This is a genomic window from Streptomyces sp. NPDC041200, from assembly GCF_055591805.1.
Genome location: NZ_JBVIZF010000006.1, coordinates 166,643 through 182,672, shown reverse-complemented (window position 1 = coordinate 182,672; position 16,030 = coordinate 166,643). Strand labels below are relative to the sequence as shown.

Here is a 16,030-nt window from a genome sequence, read left to right as displayed (position 1 = left end):
AACATCCATGACAAGTACAGGCTTGAGCGGTGTGCGCACAACCAGGACGTTCGCACACGCTCTGCACGAGCAGGCTCTGCGGTCACCTGATGTGGTCGGTTTCCGGTTCGTCGCCGATGACGAGTCGGTCGAAGAAGTCACCTATGCCGAACTCGACACGCGCGCGCGGACAGTGGCGGCCGGGCTCCTCGAGAACGCCGCAGGCCGGGATGATCCGGCGCTGCTGCTGTTCGCGCCCGGCCTGGACTATCTGACCGGCCTGTTCGCATGCTTCTACGCGGGTCTTCCCGCGGTCCCGGCCTTCCCGCCGGATCCGGCGCGCCTTTCCCGGACGCTGCCGCGGCTGGCGGCAATCATCGAGGACACCGGCTCCGCCGTCGTTCTCACCACGACGGACATCAAGCCGCTCATCGAGCAGTGGCTCGAGACCACGTTGGGGCGCGCGCCCCGGGTATTGGCGACGGATGAACTCGAATCTGGGAGCGCGGGCATCGAGCCGACAGCTCCCCGGGGGCTGCCGGCGCTGCTGCAGTACACCTCGGGTTCGACAGCGCTGCCGCGTGGCGTTGTGCTGACTCACGCCCAGCTGATGGACAACTGCCGTGACATCGGGCGTGGTTTTGGTATCCACGCGGAGAGTTCGGGCGCCCTGTGGCTGCCGCCGTATCACGACATGGGGCTGATCGGCGGCATCCTCACCCCGCTGTTCTTCGGTATCCCCGCCACCCTGACCTCACCGGTGACGTTCCTTCGCCGACCGCTGTCCTGGCTGCGCATGGTCTCGCGGCATCGAGCGACGATCACCGGAGGACCGAACTTCGCGTACGAGCTGTGTCTGCGGCGTGCGACGGACGAGAATGCGGAAGGGCTGGACCTGTCCAGCCTCGAGGTCACCTTCACCGGAGCCGAGCCGGTGAGGGCACAGACCATGGCGCGCTTCGCCGAGCGATTCAGTGCCTGTGGTTTCCGAGCAGAGTCGTTCTACCCGTGCTACGGGCTTGCCGAGGCGACACTGTTCGTGACGGGCGGTGGGCCGCTGGGCGGCTGGCGCTCGGCGCGGGTCGCGAGTGAGCCTCTCGACGTCGACGGACACGCCCGGCCGGCGGCGGCGTCCGAGCCGTCGAGGCACCTGGTGAGTTGCGGGCGGCCTGGTCCCGACACCCGGCTTCTGATCGTCGATCCCGACTCCCGTGAGCCTTTGGGCAGCGGCCTGGTGGGTGAGATCTGGGTCGCCTCGCCCAGTGTCGCGGAGGGCTACTGGCGCAGACCCGTGGAGTCCGGTGCGACGTTCGGGGAGAAGACCGCTGCCGGGGAGGGCCCGTTCCTGCGCACCGGCGACCTCGGCTTCTTGCGGGACGGCGAACTGTTCGTGACGGGCCGTATGAAGGACCTGATCGTGATCAACGGCCGGAACTACCACCCTGCCGACATCGAGCTGGTCTGTGAGAACTCGGTCCCGGGAGTCCGCCGTAACTGCGGTGCCGCGTTCTCGATCGAAGACGCGGAGAAGTCAGCAGAACGTCTCGTCTTGGTCTACGAGGCGGATCCCGGCAGCGACAGGCCTCATCAGGACATCATCGATGACATCCGCCGGACGGTTTCGATGGAATGCAGCGTTCCCCCATATGCGGTGGTGCTGATTCCGCCCCGGACGATCCACAAGACCTCGAGTGGGAAGGTGCAGCGCTGGATGGCACGCCGCTGTTACCTGGCCGGTGAGTTCGAGGAACTCGACCGGTGGGAATCGGCCTCGTAAGGGACGTGCCTTCAGGCTCCTGTGACCTACCTACGACAGGCTCGTAATGTTCCGGCGGCACGCTTCCATACGGCCGGAGGGTATCTTTTAGGGGGAGGTCGCGCTGCGCTGTGGCACCGGCCGGGAAGGAAGGACCAGGAGCCATGGCTGGCCAGGACCAGAAGACGCACAAGGACGAGGTGATGATGCGGCTTCGCCGCATCGAGGGCCAAGTCCGTGGCCTGCAGCGACTGGTGGAGACGGACACTTACTGCATCGACATTCTCACGCAGGTGTCGGCGACGACGCGTGCCCTGCAGTCGTTCGCTCTGCAGATGTTGGACGAGCACATGGCCACCTGTGTGAGCAGTGCCGTCGCCGAGGGCGGCGAGGAGAGGGACAAGAAGCTGAAGGAGGCGTCCGACGCCATCGCACGGTTGGTGCGGTCCTGACGTTTCCCGCACAACCCCCTTGCGTGGAGCCCCAGGCGGATCTGCCTGGGGCTCCACGCTGGCTGCCGGGGCTGCGGATCAGTGCTGGTGGTCGCCTTCGGCGCCTTCGGGCTTCTTGCTCTCGGCCGGTTCCCGCACGCTGCGATCGGCGTCGACGGTGAAGCTTGCCGTGCGGACCTTTCCCTGGTGCTGGAAGTCGAGGAAGAGCCGGTAGGTGCCCGCGCTGGGCGCGGTGGCGGTGAAGGAGATGGCGGGGCCCGGCTTGGTCTTGCCGTCGCCGGGGGTGCCGTTGGGATGCACGTGCAGGTAGGCGAGGTCTCCGGAGCGCAGGGCCACCAGGTGGCCGTAGGCGCCGAGGTAGGGGTCGAGGTCGGTGACGGAGCGCCCGTTCTTGGCGACCTTCAGCGTGAGCTCGCTCGCGGCCCCCGGGCGCAGCCGGCCGTCGAGGGTGACGGTGTAGCCGTCGACTTTGGCGACCTTCGCGGGTGCGGGCAGCGGGGCCGGGCGATAGGAGCCGGAGACGGCGAGGTCCGTGCCCAGGGTCAGGCCTTTCGCACCCTTGGCGGCGGGGGTGAAGTCGGCGAACAGCCGGTAATCGCCGGCTGTGGGGAGGCCGGCTTTGGTGCTCCAGGTGCCGTCCGGTGACCGGGTGGGGTGCAGGTGCCGGAAGGTGCCCAGGTCCCGGGAGGCAAGGATCAGGTGGAGTTCCTTGCCGTGTTCGCGTTTGAAGGCGGTGACCTTCCGGCCTGCGCTGTCACGGATGGAAAAGCGGAGTTCGGACTTCTTCACCGCGGGGATGCGCGGGGTCTCCAGGTTCAAGCTGTAGCCGTTCTCCGCGATCTGGAGACCGCCCGGTGGCGTGCTCTGGCCGTTCTCGGCGTGTGCGCCGTGCTCGCCTTCCTTGTCCGGGGCGTTGCCGCCTTCGTGCTCCGCGTGGGCTGCGGGGTCGGCCGAGGTGCCGATCGGAACGACCACATCGCCCACACCGTAGGCGGCTCCGAAGGTGGCGGCGAGCGCGACAGCGAAGGCAGTGATTTTCAAGGGGGTGTTCATCGGTTCTCCTTGGGCGTCCGGCGTCTGCCACGGACCGAGCATATACCCCAGGAGGGTATGCGCAAGAGCGGTTGACTCACTTGCCAGAGGTAGGGGGAGGGGGTATACAGTCGGGTGATGGATACCCCCAAGGGGTATTCAGTTCATCACGTCTGTGATTCCCAGGAGGAAGCATGTCCGACTGCTGCACGCCCGATGGAAGCTGCTCGACCGGTGCCACGCAGGGTGCGACGGCCACGGCGGCCGACAGCGTCTCGACGGTCTACACGGTGACGGGCATGACCTGTGGCCACTGCAAGTCCGCCGTCACCGACGCCGTCAGCGGGATCGACGGCGTGCTGGGCGTCGAGGTCGATGTCGACGCCGGCCGTGTCGCCGTGACCACCAGCGGGGAGCCTGACGACGCCGCGTTCGCGAAGGCCGTTGACGAGGCGGGCTACGAGCTCGCCGGCCGCGCCGTCTGATCCCCCTCCAAGCTGCTGGGCCCGCAAACCCCCGTGCGGGCCCAGCTTTCCCTCTTGAGGAGCATTGATGACGAATCTCACCGAAACCGGCGAGGTTGAACTCGCTATCGGTGGCATGACCTGCGCCTCGTGCGCAGCGCGGATCGAGAAGCGGCTCAACCGCATGGACGGGGTCGAGGCGACCGTCAACTACGCGACCGAGAAGGCGAAGGTCAGCTACCGCGGTGAGAGCGTGTCCGTCAGCGATCTGATCGCCACGGTCGAGGCGACGGGCTACACCGCCGAACAGCCGACCCCGCGGCGCAGTGAGCCTGCCGCCGAGGGAGCGGAAGCGGCGGAGGAGGAGACCGGCGAACTGCGGTCCCTGCGTCAGCGGCTGGTGGCCACCGTCGTGCTCGCTGTGCCGGTGATCGCGATGGCCATGGTTCCCGCGTTGCAGTTCGAGTACTGGCAGTGGCTCTCCCTGACGCTGGCCGCCCCTGTGGTCACCTACGCGGCCTGGCCCTTCCACCGCGCGGCCTGGATCAATGCCCGGCACGGTGCGGCGACGATGGACACCCTGATCTCGGTGGGGACTTCCGCAGCGTTCCTGTGGTCGCTGTGGGCGCTGTTCTTCGGTACCGCGGGCACTCCAGGCATGACGCACGCCTTCGAGCTGACGATCGGCCGCAGCGATGGTGCGGGCAACATCTATCTGGAGGCTGCCGCCGGCGTCACCGCCTTCATCCTGGCGGGGCGTTACTTCGAGGCGCGATCCAAGCGGATGGCGGGTGCGGCGCTCAAGGCCCTGCTCGAACTCGGGGCCAAGGAGGTCACCGTCCTGCGCGACGGGGGAGAGTTCACGATCCCTACCGCAGACCTGCACACCGGTGACCGCTTCCTGGTGCGTCCCGGGGAGAAGATCGCCACCGATGGGACGGTGGTCGAGGGCTCGTCGGCCGTCGACGCCTCGATGCTCACCGGGGAGTCCATGCCGGTGGAGGTCGTCGTCGGGGACAGCGTCGCCGGTGCCACCTTGAACACCAGCGGACGGCTCGTCGTCGAGGCCACCCGGGTCGGTGCCGACACCCAGCTCGCCCGGATGGCGAAGCTGGTGGAGGACGCGCAGAACGGAAAGGCCGCGGCGCAGCGGCTCGCCGACCGGATCTCGGCCGTCTTCGTCCCCATCGTGATCGCCCTCGCGATGGGCACATTCGGCTTCTGGCTCGGCAACGGGGCCGGATTGACAGCGGCGTTCACGGCCGCTGTCGCCGTGCTGATCATAGCTTGCCCGTGCGCCCTGGGCCTTGCCACTCCGACGGCCATCATGGTGGGCACCGGCCGCGGCGCCCAGGTGGGCATCCTCATCAAAGGACCCGAGGTTCTGGAAACCGCCCGCAAGGTCGACACCGTTGTACTGGACAAGACGGGCACCGTCACCACTGGCCAGATGACCCTGGTCGCGGTGCGGACCGAGGAGGACGAGGCCGAAGTCCTGCGTCTGGCGGGCGCTTTGGAGAACGCCTCCGAGCATCCGATCGCCCGCGCCGTAGCCGAGGGCGCAACGCAGAAGGTCGGCGCGCTCCCGGTCCCCGAGGACTTCGCCAATGTCGCCGGTCTGGGCATTCAAGGGGTCGTCGAGGGGCATGCGGTGCTCGTGGGTCGCCAAAAGCTGCTGGACGAGTGGGAGATCCGCCTGCCGGCCGACATGGAACGGGTCAAGACGGAGGCGGAGGCCGCGGGGCGGACCGCGGTCGTGGTGGCCTGGGACGGCGCGGCACGGGCAGTGCTGGAGGTCGCAGACGCGATCAAGGAGACCAGTCCTGAGGCAATCAGCCGGCTGCGTGCCCTGGGCCTCACCCCGATCCTGCTCACCGGCGACAACAAGGCGGTGGCCGACACCGTCGCGGCGGAGGTCGGGATCGACAAGGTGATCGCCGAGGTCATGCCCGAGGACAAGGCGGATGTGGTCAAGCGTCTGCAGGGGGAGGGCCACAGTGTCGCCATGGTTGGTGACGGCATCAACGACGCGGCCGCACTCGCCCAGGCCGACCTCGGTTTGGCAATGGGGACAGGGACGGACGCGGCCATCGAGGCAAGCGACCTCACCCTCGTTCGAGGGGACCTGCGAACGGCGGCGGATGCCATCCGTCTGTCACGCAAAACTCTCGGAACGATCCACTCGAACCTCTTCTGGGCTTTCCTCTACAACGTGATCGCGCTGCCGCTGGCCGCGGCGGGCCTGCTGAACCCGATGATCGCTGGCGCAGCGATGGCTTTCTCGTCGGTCTCCGTGGTGGGCAACTCGCTCCGGCTGCGGCGCTTTTCCGCCCAGTCCTGAGGGCTGCTCCTCATCCTTGTCCGCGGCGTGCCACGTGGGGGCGGGTACCCTCCGGCGTCAGGAGCCGGAGGGTACCCGTCGTGTCCGCCACGTGCTGCCTCGCCCATCACTCGGGGCCTGATGCCGCGCCCCATGCGTCAGGGGCTCATCTGCCGGTCGGGGTGTCACAGCAGTCGGCGCGCCCGGGGGTCGCGCGGACGGGGCGCTCCAGCCTTGCGGCAACTGCTTGGAGGAGCGCCACCGCCACCATGCGGACCAGCGGGTCGGATGCCGCGCGTCGGGCAAGACGCATGGCGCGGGGTACGGGATTTTCGCGGTCTTCGCGTGGCATGGGCGCTGTCACCTTCTCCGCCGTCGACAACACGCTTCCCTCGGTAGGGACTCATGGAGCACCATACCCTAAGGGGGTATGGCGCTCCATGAGGTGTGAGCGGCGCCCTGGAGCCGTCAGGCTTGATAGGCGACCAGCGCCATCATCCCGGCCTCCCCGTGGTAGGCGTTGTGGCAGTGGAGCATCCATCGGCCGGGGTTGTCGGCGTCAAAGGCCACGGACAGCTTCTTCTTCGGCAGCACGATCGTGGTGTCCTTGCGGGGTCCGGAACTCCCGAGCTGGTACGTGTGGCCGTGCAGATGCATCGGGTGCCACATGCTGGTGCGGTTCACGAAGTCGAGCCGGACCCGCTGACCTTCCTCGATCACGAGGGGCGCGGCCGTTGGATCGCTCATGTCGAACGGCTTGCCGTTGATGGCCCAGTTGTACTTCGTCATGCCACCGGTCAGGTCGATGCGGTGCACCCGGTCGACCTTCTTCGACGGCAGCCGGACGTCATCCGCCGCGCGGAGCTGGGAGGCGGTCACGATCGTGCCGTTCAGTTCCCTCGGGCGGACGGTGGCTTCCGGGGCCCTGCCGGAGCCGGTGCGGACCAGGGCCATGCCCGTGGTGTTCTTCCCCTCGGCGAGCGCGACGAGCGGGAAGACGCCGTCGGCGAGCGTGACCAGCACGTCGTAGCGCTCGCCCATGCCGATCAGCAGGGCGTCGGCCTGCCGGTGCTCGACGGGGAAGCCGTCGGTGTGGGTGATGGTCATCTTGTGGCCGCCGAGCGCGACGCGGTAGGCGGTGTCGCCACCCGCGTTGATGATCCGCAGGCGGACCCGCTTGCCGGGCCTGCCGGTATGCACGTGCGGGTCGGCCGGGACACGGCCGTTGATCAGGTGGTACGGGTACTTCACGTCGCCGGCGTCCCCGCCGAGCAGATCGCTGTCGGCGCCCATCAGCATGAACTTCATCGACATGCCGTCGCCGGAGGCGGAGGCGGACGGTGAGGTGTTCTTCCCGCCCTTGTCTCCGCTCATGTCCATCCCGCTCATGTCGCCCATGTCATGGCCACCCATGTCCATCCCGCCCATGCCCCGCCTCAGTTCGGCGAAGACCTCGTCGGGGGTGCCGGTGACGCCGTCGACCCAGTCGTCCAGGACGACGACCCATTCGTCGTCGTAGGACAGCGGCTCCTTCGGGTCCTCCACGATCAGCGGCGCGTAAAGCCCGCGGTCGAGCTGGACACCGACGTGTGGGTGGAAGAAGTACGTGCCGGGGGTCTCGGCGATGAAGCGGTAGGCGAAGGTGGATCCGGCCCGTACGGCGGTCTGGGTGGCCGGGGGCACGCCGTCCATGTCATTGCGCAGCGCGAGCCCGTGCCAGTGGATGGACGTGGCCGTCTTGTGCGGCAGTTGGTTGGAGAGTTCGGCGGCCACGGTGTCGCCGGCCGACACCCGGATCCCCTTGCCGGGGACCTGCCCGCCGAAGGCCCAGCTCTTGGCCATGACGCCACCGCCCAGCTCCAGCACGGCGGGCGCGGCGGTCAGCGTCAGCTTGTGCACCTCGCCGGTACTGGGCCGCTTCTTCTCGGTGGCGGCCACGGCCGGGTCGGACGGCTTGACCAGGGCGGTGGCTCCGTCGGTGTCACTGCCGGGGCCACCACAGGCGGCGAGCGCGCCCGCGCCCGCGACGCCGAGCCCGGCCAGCAGGACGGAGCGTCGGTTGATGCTGCTCACGATGATGGTGTCCTTTTCTCGATGTGCCTTCTGTTCGGTCGCACGTGGGCACGGCTGATCGCGTAAACGGACGCGGAGATGCCGTGGAGGCGGCCTACAGGAGCAATCGAGAGAGAACGGAAAGGTCGGGCGGTGCCCGACTCACCGTGCCGGGCACCAAACGACCCGTCGGGGTGGCGTGTGCGTCGACCTCGCGGGCGCCCCAGGGCTCGCTCGGCGGCATGATCTTCACGGCGTCGACGCCGGCGGTCGAACAGTGCTGCATGGCCATGCCGGAACAGGACCCACCGTCACTGTGCGCGGCCGGGGCGGAAGCCTGTGCGGTGCTGTTGTGCCCGCCCCCGTCCGTGGACATCGTCGCCGAGGGCGCATGGGCCATGCGCGCCATCCCGGTCATGGCGGTCGCCCGCACCGAGGATGGGATCTCGTGGTGGACGACCACGGCGAGCACGGCGAGGAGTGCGACAGCAGCGCCCCGCATCCAGCGGACGGCGCCACCGCGGGCGCGGTCCCGCCGGGACCCGGCTGTCGTCATGGCGTCATCCCTGCTCCCGATAGCGACTCCGCCAATATACCCGGTAGGGGTAATGCTGAATGCTCTCCTGGGCTCTTACGCCCTCAGGGGCGCCTGTCTCTGCCTTTCTCCTTCTTGGTGGGCCGTCCGCCGGGTAGGGGAAACTGCTGAGCGTGGCGGTGTCCCGGAATTCACGGGCGGTCGCCGGGCGTGATCTGAAGTCCGGGCCCGCTGGGGCCGTATCGCGGCCATCAGGCGACAGCGGGGCGGCGAAGTCGGGCGAGGTGCCGCACACGCGGCTCCCCCCCCGGGGGGCTCACGGCTCCATCTGCGGCAGGCTGTTGGCGGCGTTGTCGGCGCGGGGCCTCGGACGCGCCCCGGCGACTCGGACACCGTCCCCCGTACGAGTGATGTGGTGAGCACGGCCGTCGCGTTGTCCGCCCCGCCCCTACTGTCCTGCCGAGGCCGACGTGGGAACGGCCCCGTAGCCGCCCGGAGGAACCATGCTCGTGACCACCCCCTCGTACGCCGATGGCGGAATCTCCGACGGGCTCGCGGTGATCCCTCCGGCACGCTCTGCGGGTCCCGCACCGGGCGGACGGCTCGGAGCGGCGGCCCGTGACCGCGCGGACAGCCTCGGCATCGCCGATGTCCCCTGGACCACGGCCGTGGAGGACGGGGAACTCGTGTACCGGTTCGGAGCGGCGTTGCGCCGGCGGCGGGAGACGTCGGTCGGGTATCCGGTCAATCTCGATCTCGACTACCGCGCGTTCGGCGGTCTGCTGGACATCTTGTGGAACACCGTGGGAGACCCCGGGCCCGGCGATCCGGCACGGCCCGACCGCCAGCCGTTCGAGCGCCACGTGGTGCGCTTCCTCTGCCGTCTGGCGGGAGGTGATCCGGCCCGTACGTACGGCTATGTCACCAGCGGCGGGACCGAGGGCAACCTCTTCGGCGCGCACGCCGGCCGGCAACGCCTTCCGCAGGCGCCTCTCTACCACAGCGTGGCGGCACACCACACGGTCGCCAGGGCCGCCGCGTTGCTGCGCATGGAGGCGGTTGCCGTTCCCACGCGGCGGGACGGGAGCATGGATGTGCAGGCGCTGCGAGACGCCTGCGCGCGGCGTGCCGGGCGGGGAGCGGTCGTGGTCGCCACCGTCGGCACCACGATGCTCGGAGCCATCGATGACCTGCCCGCGGTGCGCGCGGCGACCGCGCCCGCGGGGGAGTGCCATCTGCACGTCGACGGGGCGCTGGGCGCCCTCGTGGCCGCCTTCGCTCCCAACCCGCCCGCATGGGGCTTCGACGCGGGCGCCGACACCCTCACCATCAGCGGGCACAAACTGATCGGCGTGCCCATGCCCTGCGGTGTCGTCCTGGCCCGCGACCATCTGGTGCCGTCCCCCGGTACGGCGGGCGAGTACCTCGGGGCCAGTGACGCCACCCTCGCCTGCTCGCGCAACGCGCTCGCTGCCGTGTTCCTGTGGTACGCCCTGCGACGGCTGGGGCGCGATGGGCTCGCGGCCCGCGTCGCCCGCTGCCTGTCCGTCGCCGCGTACGCCGAACACCGCATCGCCGCCCTCGGCAGGCGCAGCCTGCGCAACCCCGCCTCGCTCACCGTGGTCTTCGACCGGCCGGCTCCCCACGTGTGCCGCCGGTGGCATCTGGCCGTCGAGGGACACCTGGCACACCTCGTCGCCATGCCCCACGTCACCCGTGAGACCGTCGACCGCCTCCTCGACGACCTGGCGTGAACGGCCGGGCGAAGACACGGTCAGCGCGAGCAGCAACCTGAGTTGCGCGGCTTCAGCAATGGCGCAGCGTGCGCCCCGGCCGGATCTCGGGTGGATCCCTTGCGGGCGAGTTTCGGCGTGATGCCGCGCGTCGGGAGCGGGCTCCGTTACCTGCCGCGGTCGTAGTCGCGATCGGTGTGCCACCGGCGGGGCCGGTGTCGAGGCCGGCCTCGGCTGCGTGGGAATGGAATCCAGCAGGGACATGAGTTTGGATGACATCGTGCCGGTTTCCGCTGGTCAGCGTGGCGGCAAGTGGGTCCGCTGCGGTCGGCGACGAGGTGGTGCCGCTGCCCGTACGGTCGACCGGCGGGAGCAAGACGGTGCACGCTGGCGCACTTTGCGTGGGCACGAGCGCCCCAAGGGGCGCCCGCACGCTCTGCCGGTGGCCACGGGCGGCGGAAATGATGAGCGCACCGCACATGAACCAGGCGATCCGCACCCCTGTCCCTCGGTCAGGTGGACATGCGGCGGAAGGAGCCCATGGTGTTGCTTCTCATCTCCCCGGACAGCGTCGAGGAGGCCCTCGTCTGTGCGAAGGCGGCGGAGCACCTCGACATCGTCGACGTCAAGAAGCCCGACGAGGGCTCGCTCGGCGCCAACTTCCCCTGGGTCATCAGAGAGATCCGCGACGCGGTCCCGGCGGACAAACCGGTGTCGGCCACCGTGGGAGACGTCCCGTACAAGCCCGGCACGGTGGCCCAGGCCGCGCTCGGCGCGGTCGTCTCCGGCGCCACGTACATCAAGGTCGGCCTTTACGGGTGTACGACGCCCGATCAGGGCATCGAGGTCATGCGCGCGGTCGTCCGGGCGGTGAAAGACCACCGCCCCGACGCGATCGTCGTCGCCTCCGGTTACGCCGACGCCCGCCGCGTCGGCTGCGTCAACCCGCTCGCCGTGCCCGACATCGCCGCCCGCTCCGGCGCCGACGCGGCCATGCTCGACACCGCCATCAAGGACGGGACGCGGCTGTTCGACCACGTTCCGCCGGACGTCTGTGCCGAGTTCGTCCGGTTGGCCCACGCGTCCGGTCTGCTCGCCGCCCTCGCGGGCAGTGTCAAACAGACCGACCTCGGTCCGCTGACCCGCATCGGCACGGACATCGTGGGCGTGCGCGGAGCGGTCTGCGAGGGCGGCGACCGCAACGCCGGAAGGATTCAGCCGAATCTGGTGGCCGCCTTCCGGGCGGAGATGGACCGGCAAGCACGGGAGCACGCGGTCGGCGCCCCCGCCGTGAACTGACCAGCGGCATGCCGACATCTGAGCCCGACCGCGTCCCCGGACGCCGGGCCGCGTGTTTCGCCGTCGTCGACCCGGCCACTGGGGAGACCTTCGACGAGGCCCCCGACCAGCAGCCGGACGAGTTGGACGCCGTGGTCGACCGGGCCCACCGGGCCTGGCACGACTGGCGTGCCGACCCCGCCGCGCGCACCACCGCGTTGCGCGTGGCGGCCGATGCCGTGGAGACGGCCGGCGACGACCTCGCCAGGTTGCTCACCCGGGAACAGGGCAAGCCCTTGGCCGAGTCGTACGCGGAGATCGCCCGTACGGCGACCCGCCTGCGCTACTTCGCCGACCTGGCCCCCAGAACCCGGCGGATCACCGATGGCCGTCCCGTGCACAGCGAGATCCGCTGGAGGTCCCTCGGACCCGTCGCCGCGATCGTGCCGTGGAACTTTCCCCTCCAGCTCGCGGCGGCGAAGTTGGCGCCCGCGCTCGCGGCGGGCAACACCATGGTCCTCAAACCGTCCCCGTTCACCCCCTTCGCCACCCGACTGCTCGGCGCCGTCCTCGCCACCGCCCTGCCCGAGGACGTGCTGACCGTCGTCACCGGCCGCGAACCCCTCGGCGCCCGCCTCGCCTCCCACCCGGGCATCCGCCACGTCACCTTCACCGGCTCGGTGCCCACCGGGCGCGCCGTCGCCGAAGCGGCGGCGGCCTCGCTCGCCCGGGTCACCCTGGAACTGGGCGGCAACGACGCCGCCGTCCTGCTGGACGACGTCGAGGTGGACCGGATCACGGACCGGCTGTTCTGGGCCGCGTTCCGCAACTGCGGGCAGGTCTGCATGGCGGTCAAACGCGTCTACGCCCCGGCCCGGCTCCACGCCGAGGTCGTCGAAGCCCTCGCCCAGCGCGCCAAGTCCGTCGCCGTCGGAGCCGGCCTCGACCCGAACACCCGACTGGGTCCCGTCAACAATGCCCCCCAGCTGGCCCGGGTCGAGCAGGTCGTGAAGCAGGCCCTGGCCGATGGAGCCCGGGCGGCGGCCGGCGGCCACCGGCTGGACGGGCCGGGCTACTTCTTCACTCCCACCATCCTCACCGACGTCCCTCCTGGCAGCCCGGTGGTGACCGAGGAGCAATTCGGACCGGTCCTGCCGGTGCTGCCGTACCGGAGCCTCGACGAAGCCGTCGACGCGGCCAACGGCACCGGTTTCGGACTGGGCGGCTCGGTATGGGGCACCGATCTCGACCGGGCCGAGGCGGTGGCCGACCGGCTCGAATGCGGCACGGCCTGGATCAACCACCATGCCGAACTGTCCCTTGCCCAGCCCTTCGCGGGCGTCAAGAACAGCGGTGTCGGCGTCGCGGGCGGACCGTGGGGGCTCTACGGCAACCTCCGGCCCTTCGTCGTCCACCGCCCGCAGGAGGCATGACCATGAGGTTCCAGGCGGCCGTACTGCGCTCGTACGAGGACCCGTTCGCGGTCGAGGAGGTGACCTTGTGCACGGAACCCGCCGACGGCGAGATCCTGGTCGAGATCGCGGGCTGCGGGATGTGCAGGACCGATCTCGCGGTCCGGCGATCGGCCGGCCGCAGCCCGCTGCCGGCGGTGCTCGGCCACGAGGGGGCCGGGGTCGTAGTGCGGACGGGCGGCGGCCCGGACACCGCGATCGGCGTCGGCGATCACGTCGTGCTGAGCTTCGACTCCTGCGGGCACTGCCGCAACTGCCGCGGCGCGGCCCCCGCCTACTGCGACTCCTTCACCTCCCTGAACCTCTTCGGCGGACGCAAGGAGGACGCGCCGTGGCTCACCGACGCGACCGGGGAAGCGCTGGCCCCCCGGTGGTTCGGCCAGTCCTCGTTCGCCGAGTATGCGCTCGTCCCGGCCCGCAACGCCGTCCGGGTCGACCCCGCACTGCCCGTCGAATTGCTCGGGCCGCTCGGCTGCGGCTTCCTCACCGGCGCCGGAGTCGTGCTACACGCCTTCGGCGCCGGCCCCGGCGACACCTTCGTGGTCTTCGGCGCGGGAGCGGTGGGCCTGGCCGCGGTGATGGCGGCCACCGCTGCCGGGGCGCTGACCGTGGCTGTCGACCGGCATCCCGGGCGGCTGGCCCTGGCCGAACGGTTCGGCGCGATCCCGCTGCTCGCCGGAACGACCGGACTGCCCGACCAGATCCGGCGGCTGACTGACGGTGGCGCGCAGTACGCGCTGGACACCACGGCCTCGTCCCCGCTCATCAACGATGCCCTCCGGGCACTGCGCCCCACCGGCAGCCTCGGCCTGGTGGCACGGCTCCACACCGCACTGCCGCTCGAACCGGGCACCCTGGACCGAGGCCGCATCATCCGCCACATCTGCGAAGGGGACGCCGTACCCGCACTGCTGATACCCCGGCTGACCGGGCTGTGGCAGGCCGGACGCTTCCCCTTCGACCAGCTGATCCGCACCTACCCGCTGGCCGACATCAACCAGGCCGAACGCGACTGCGACGCGGGCCGCGTGGTCAAACCCGTCCTGCTTCCGGAGGGAAGAAGCCGATGAGCGAGGCACGCAGCACCGCGGACGCACCGCATCCGACAAGCAGGCACCTCACAGTCCCCCATTCCGTCAACGGAGGAAACATGGTCGGCACGGCGCCGCAGCAGACGGACGTGGAAGGCGTGGACGCGGGCGTGGGTCTGACTGCCCTCCTGGTCGCCGCGGCACGGGCGATCGAGACCCACCGCTACGACAGCCTGGCCAGGGACGTCTACGCGGAACACTTCGTGCGCGCCGCCCCGGCGTGCGCGGACTGGCCGGTGCGCATCGAGCAGGCCCCGGACGGGGACGGCAACCCGCTGTGGGGGCGGTTCGCCCGTTACTTCGGCCTGCGGACCAGGGTCCTCGACGACTTCCTCCTCCGGTCGGTCCGTACGGACGCCCGCCAAGTGGTGCTGCTGGGCGCGGGGTTGGACACCCGCGCCTTCCGGCTGGACTGGCCGTCCGGCTGCGTGGTCCACGAGATCGACAGGGCGGGCGTGCTGGCGTTCAAGCACCGAGTGCTCACGGACCTGTCGGCCACCCCGAAGGTGAAGCGCGTCCCCGTACCGGTCGACCTGCGCGCAGACTGGGTCACCGCGCTGACCACCGCCGGCTTCGACCCGGACGCACCGAGCGTCTGGCTGGCCGAGGGACTGCTCTTCTACCTGCCGGGCCCCACCGAGACGTACCTCATCGACACGGTGGACCGGCTGACCACCGAAGGCAGCGCACTGGCCTTCGAGGCGAAGCTGGAGAAGGACCTGCTGGAGTACCGCGACAGCGCGATCTACACGGCCACGCGAGAACAGATCGGCATCGACCTGCTCCACCTCTTCGACAAGGGACCACGCCCCGACTCCGCCGGCGACCTGACGGCCAAGGGCTGGTCCACCTCGGTACACACCCCCTTCGACTTCACCCACCAGCACGGACGCGGCCCCCTCCCCGAGCCGAACGACGCGCTGGAGGGCAACCGCTGGGTGTTCGCGCACAAGCCCCGGCCATGACGTCCGCAGCGCCCACGACGACGTCGGCACAGGGCCCGGTGTCCAGTACACCGGGCGGGCCTTCGCCGAAATCGGGAACGACCGCCCGGTGTGCTGGTGGCATGGGGGACAGCAGGCTGGAACCGCTGGTGTTGTCCAAGCCGAGCGGCTGACCCGCCGCTGGCGGGCCAGATTCGTGCGGGACCGCCTCGACGGGCTGCCCGACGAGCCCCGGCCCGGGGTTTCGCGCACCATCACTGAGAGGGTGACGCGGCCCCGATGCCCGGCCCGTTGTTCGCTCGCGAGATCGGATGCGCTCTCCCGTACTCCCGCCGACGCATCCCTCCACGGGGGTGGACAGGTCACGTGGTCGGTGCGGCCGGAGGGGCCGGCGCGGGTGCGGCGCCGCACAGGTGGGCTTTCGGTTGCCCCCACGGTGGCGACAGCGGCGCATGCCGTGTCCGTGGGCGGATTCGTTGCTGGTGTCCTCGGCTCCGTAGCGGACCTTCCATTCGGGTGTCCGCTGCTCGGCCCGGACCCGGAGTCGCAGGTCACGGAGTCCCCACGAGGGAAAAGCCAACGGTCCGGGCGCGGTCGGCGGTGGTCGTGCAGGCAGTGGCCCGGTGCCCGTGACTGGTGTTCCCGGGCTGCCTGCTCCAGATGGACCAGAGAGGTGTAACCGCCGTCGACCAGGTGCTCGGCGGGCAGCAGTCCACGGTGTTTCAGCCGGGTGAGGATGCCAGGCAGAGCCTTCGTGTCGTAGCCGGTGGCGTCCGTGGTGGCCACGTCGGTGATCACGTCTGACGTCGTCAGGGGAGCTGGTCCCGGTGACATGCGCGACGAACCCTTTCCAGCGAGTGGTATGACCGCGCCGCGCGTTACGGGCCGCCGGGTCGTAGGGCGAGACGACTGCGGCCGGCGG

Annotated in this window: 12 protein-coding genes; 9 read left to right on the top strand and 3 right to left on the bottom strand. The window is 70.1% G+C overall.

Annotated features, from left to right (window positions below; all coding sequences use genetic code 11):
* Positions 1 to 7 precede the first annotated feature (7 nt).
* Together ACZ6CL_RS17735 and ACZ6CL_RS17730 are read left to right on the top strand one after the other, a co-directional pair.
* On the top strand, positions 8 to 1,756 hold the full coding sequence (locus tag ACZ6CL_RS17735; RefSeq protein ID WP_468937024.1) for a fatty acyl-AMP ligase: 1,749 nt from the start codon (positions 8 to 10) through the stop codon (positions 1,754 to 1,756).
* Positions 1,757 to 1,899: 143 nt separating this feature from the next.
* On the top strand, positions 1,900 to 2,187 hold the full coding sequence (locus tag ACZ6CL_RS17730; RefSeq protein WP_468937023.1) for a metal-sensitive transcriptional regulator: 288 nt from the start codon (positions 1,900 to 1,902) through the stop codon (positions 2,185 to 2,187).
* A 78-nt stretch (positions 2,188 to 2,265) separates the two neighbouring features.
* Here ACZ6CL_RS17730 and ACZ6CL_RS17725 read toward each other — a convergent pair whose 3' ends face one another.
* Positions 2,266 to 3,240, bottom strand: a complete 975-nt coding sequence (locus tag ACZ6CL_RS17725) for a hypothetical protein (protein WP_468937022.1) — start codon at positions 3,238 to 3,240, stop codon at positions 2,266 to 2,268.
* A gap of 173 nt (positions 3,241 to 3,413) precedes the next feature.
* Here ACZ6CL_RS17725 and ACZ6CL_RS17720 point away from each other — a divergent pair, with 173 nt between their 5' ends.
* Together ACZ6CL_RS17720 and ACZ6CL_RS17715 are read left to right on the top strand one after the other, a co-directional pair.
* Positions 3,414 to 3,704, top strand: coding sequence for a heavy-metal-associated domain-containing protein (locus ACZ6CL_RS17720; RefSeq protein ID WP_468937021.1), 291 nt, complete (start codon positions 3,414 to 3,416; stop codon positions 3,702 to 3,704).
* 67 nt (positions 3,705 to 3,771) lie between these two features.
* The gene (locus ACZ6CL_RS17715) at positions 3,772 to 6,024 is read left to right on the top strand and encodes a heavy metal translocating P-type ATPase (protein ID WP_468937020.1); all 2,253 of its coding nucleotides are present in this window, start codon (positions 3,772 to 3,774) and stop codon (positions 6,022 to 6,024) included.
* 447 nt (positions 6,025 to 6,471) lie between these two features.
* Here the strand turns inward: ACZ6CL_RS17715 and ACZ6CL_RS17710 are convergent, their stop codons facing one another.
* Together ACZ6CL_RS17710 and ACZ6CL_RS17705 are read right to left on the bottom strand one after the other, a co-directional pair.
* Entirely contained in the window at positions 6,472 to 8,076 is a 1,605-nt protein-coding gene (locus ACZ6CL_RS17710) for a multicopper oxidase family protein (RefSeq protein WP_468937019.1), read from the bottom strand.
* 94 nt (positions 8,077 to 8,170) lie between these two features.
* Complete coding sequence (locus ACZ6CL_RS17705) at positions 8,171 to 8,611, bottom strand: DUF6153 family protein (RefSeq protein WP_468937018.1); 441 nt, start codon at positions 8,609 to 8,611, stop codon at positions 8,171 to 8,173.
* A 482-nt stretch (positions 8,612 to 9,093) separates the two neighbouring features.
* On the opposite strand from ACZ6CL_RS17705, the gene ACZ6CL_RS17700 reads away from it, so the two are divergent.
* The 5 genes from ACZ6CL_RS17700 (at position 9,094) to ACZ6CL_RS17680 (ending at position 15,129) form a co-directional block, all read left to right on the top strand.
* Positions 9,094 to 10,344 (top strand): histidine decarboxylase, encoded by a 1,251-nt coding sequence (locus ACZ6CL_RS17700; protein WP_468937017.1) that lies wholly within the window; start codon positions 9,094 to 9,096, stop codon positions 10,342 to 10,344.
* 522 nt (positions 10,345 to 10,866) lie between these two features.
* Positions 10,867 to 11,622, top strand: a complete 756-nt coding sequence (locus tag ACZ6CL_RS17695; protein WP_468937131.1) for a (5-formylfuran-3-yl)methyl phosphate synthase — start codon at positions 10,867 to 10,869, stop codon at positions 11,620 to 11,622.
* An 8-nt stretch (positions 11,623 to 11,630) separates the two neighbouring features.
* Positions 11,631 to 13,034: an aldehyde dehydrogenase family protein gene (locus tag ACZ6CL_RS17690; protein WP_468937016.1), complete on the top strand. Its 1,404-nt coding sequence runs from the start codon at positions 11,631 to 11,633 to the stop codon at positions 13,032 to 13,034.
* A gap of 2 nt (positions 13,035 to 13,036) precedes the next feature.
* Positions 13,037 to 14,143, top strand: coding sequence for an NAD(P)-dependent alcohol dehydrogenase (locus ACZ6CL_RS17685; RefSeq protein ID WP_468937130.1), 1,107 nt, complete (start codon positions 13,037 to 13,039; stop codon positions 14,141 to 14,143).
* 80 nt (positions 14,144 to 14,223) lie between these two features.
* Positions 14,224 to 15,129 (top strand): class I SAM-dependent methyltransferase, encoded by a 906-nt coding sequence (locus tag ACZ6CL_RS17680; protein ID WP_468937015.1) that lies wholly within the window; start codon positions 14,224 to 14,226, stop codon positions 15,127 to 15,129.
* Positions 15,130 to 16,030 lie beyond the last annotated feature (901 nt).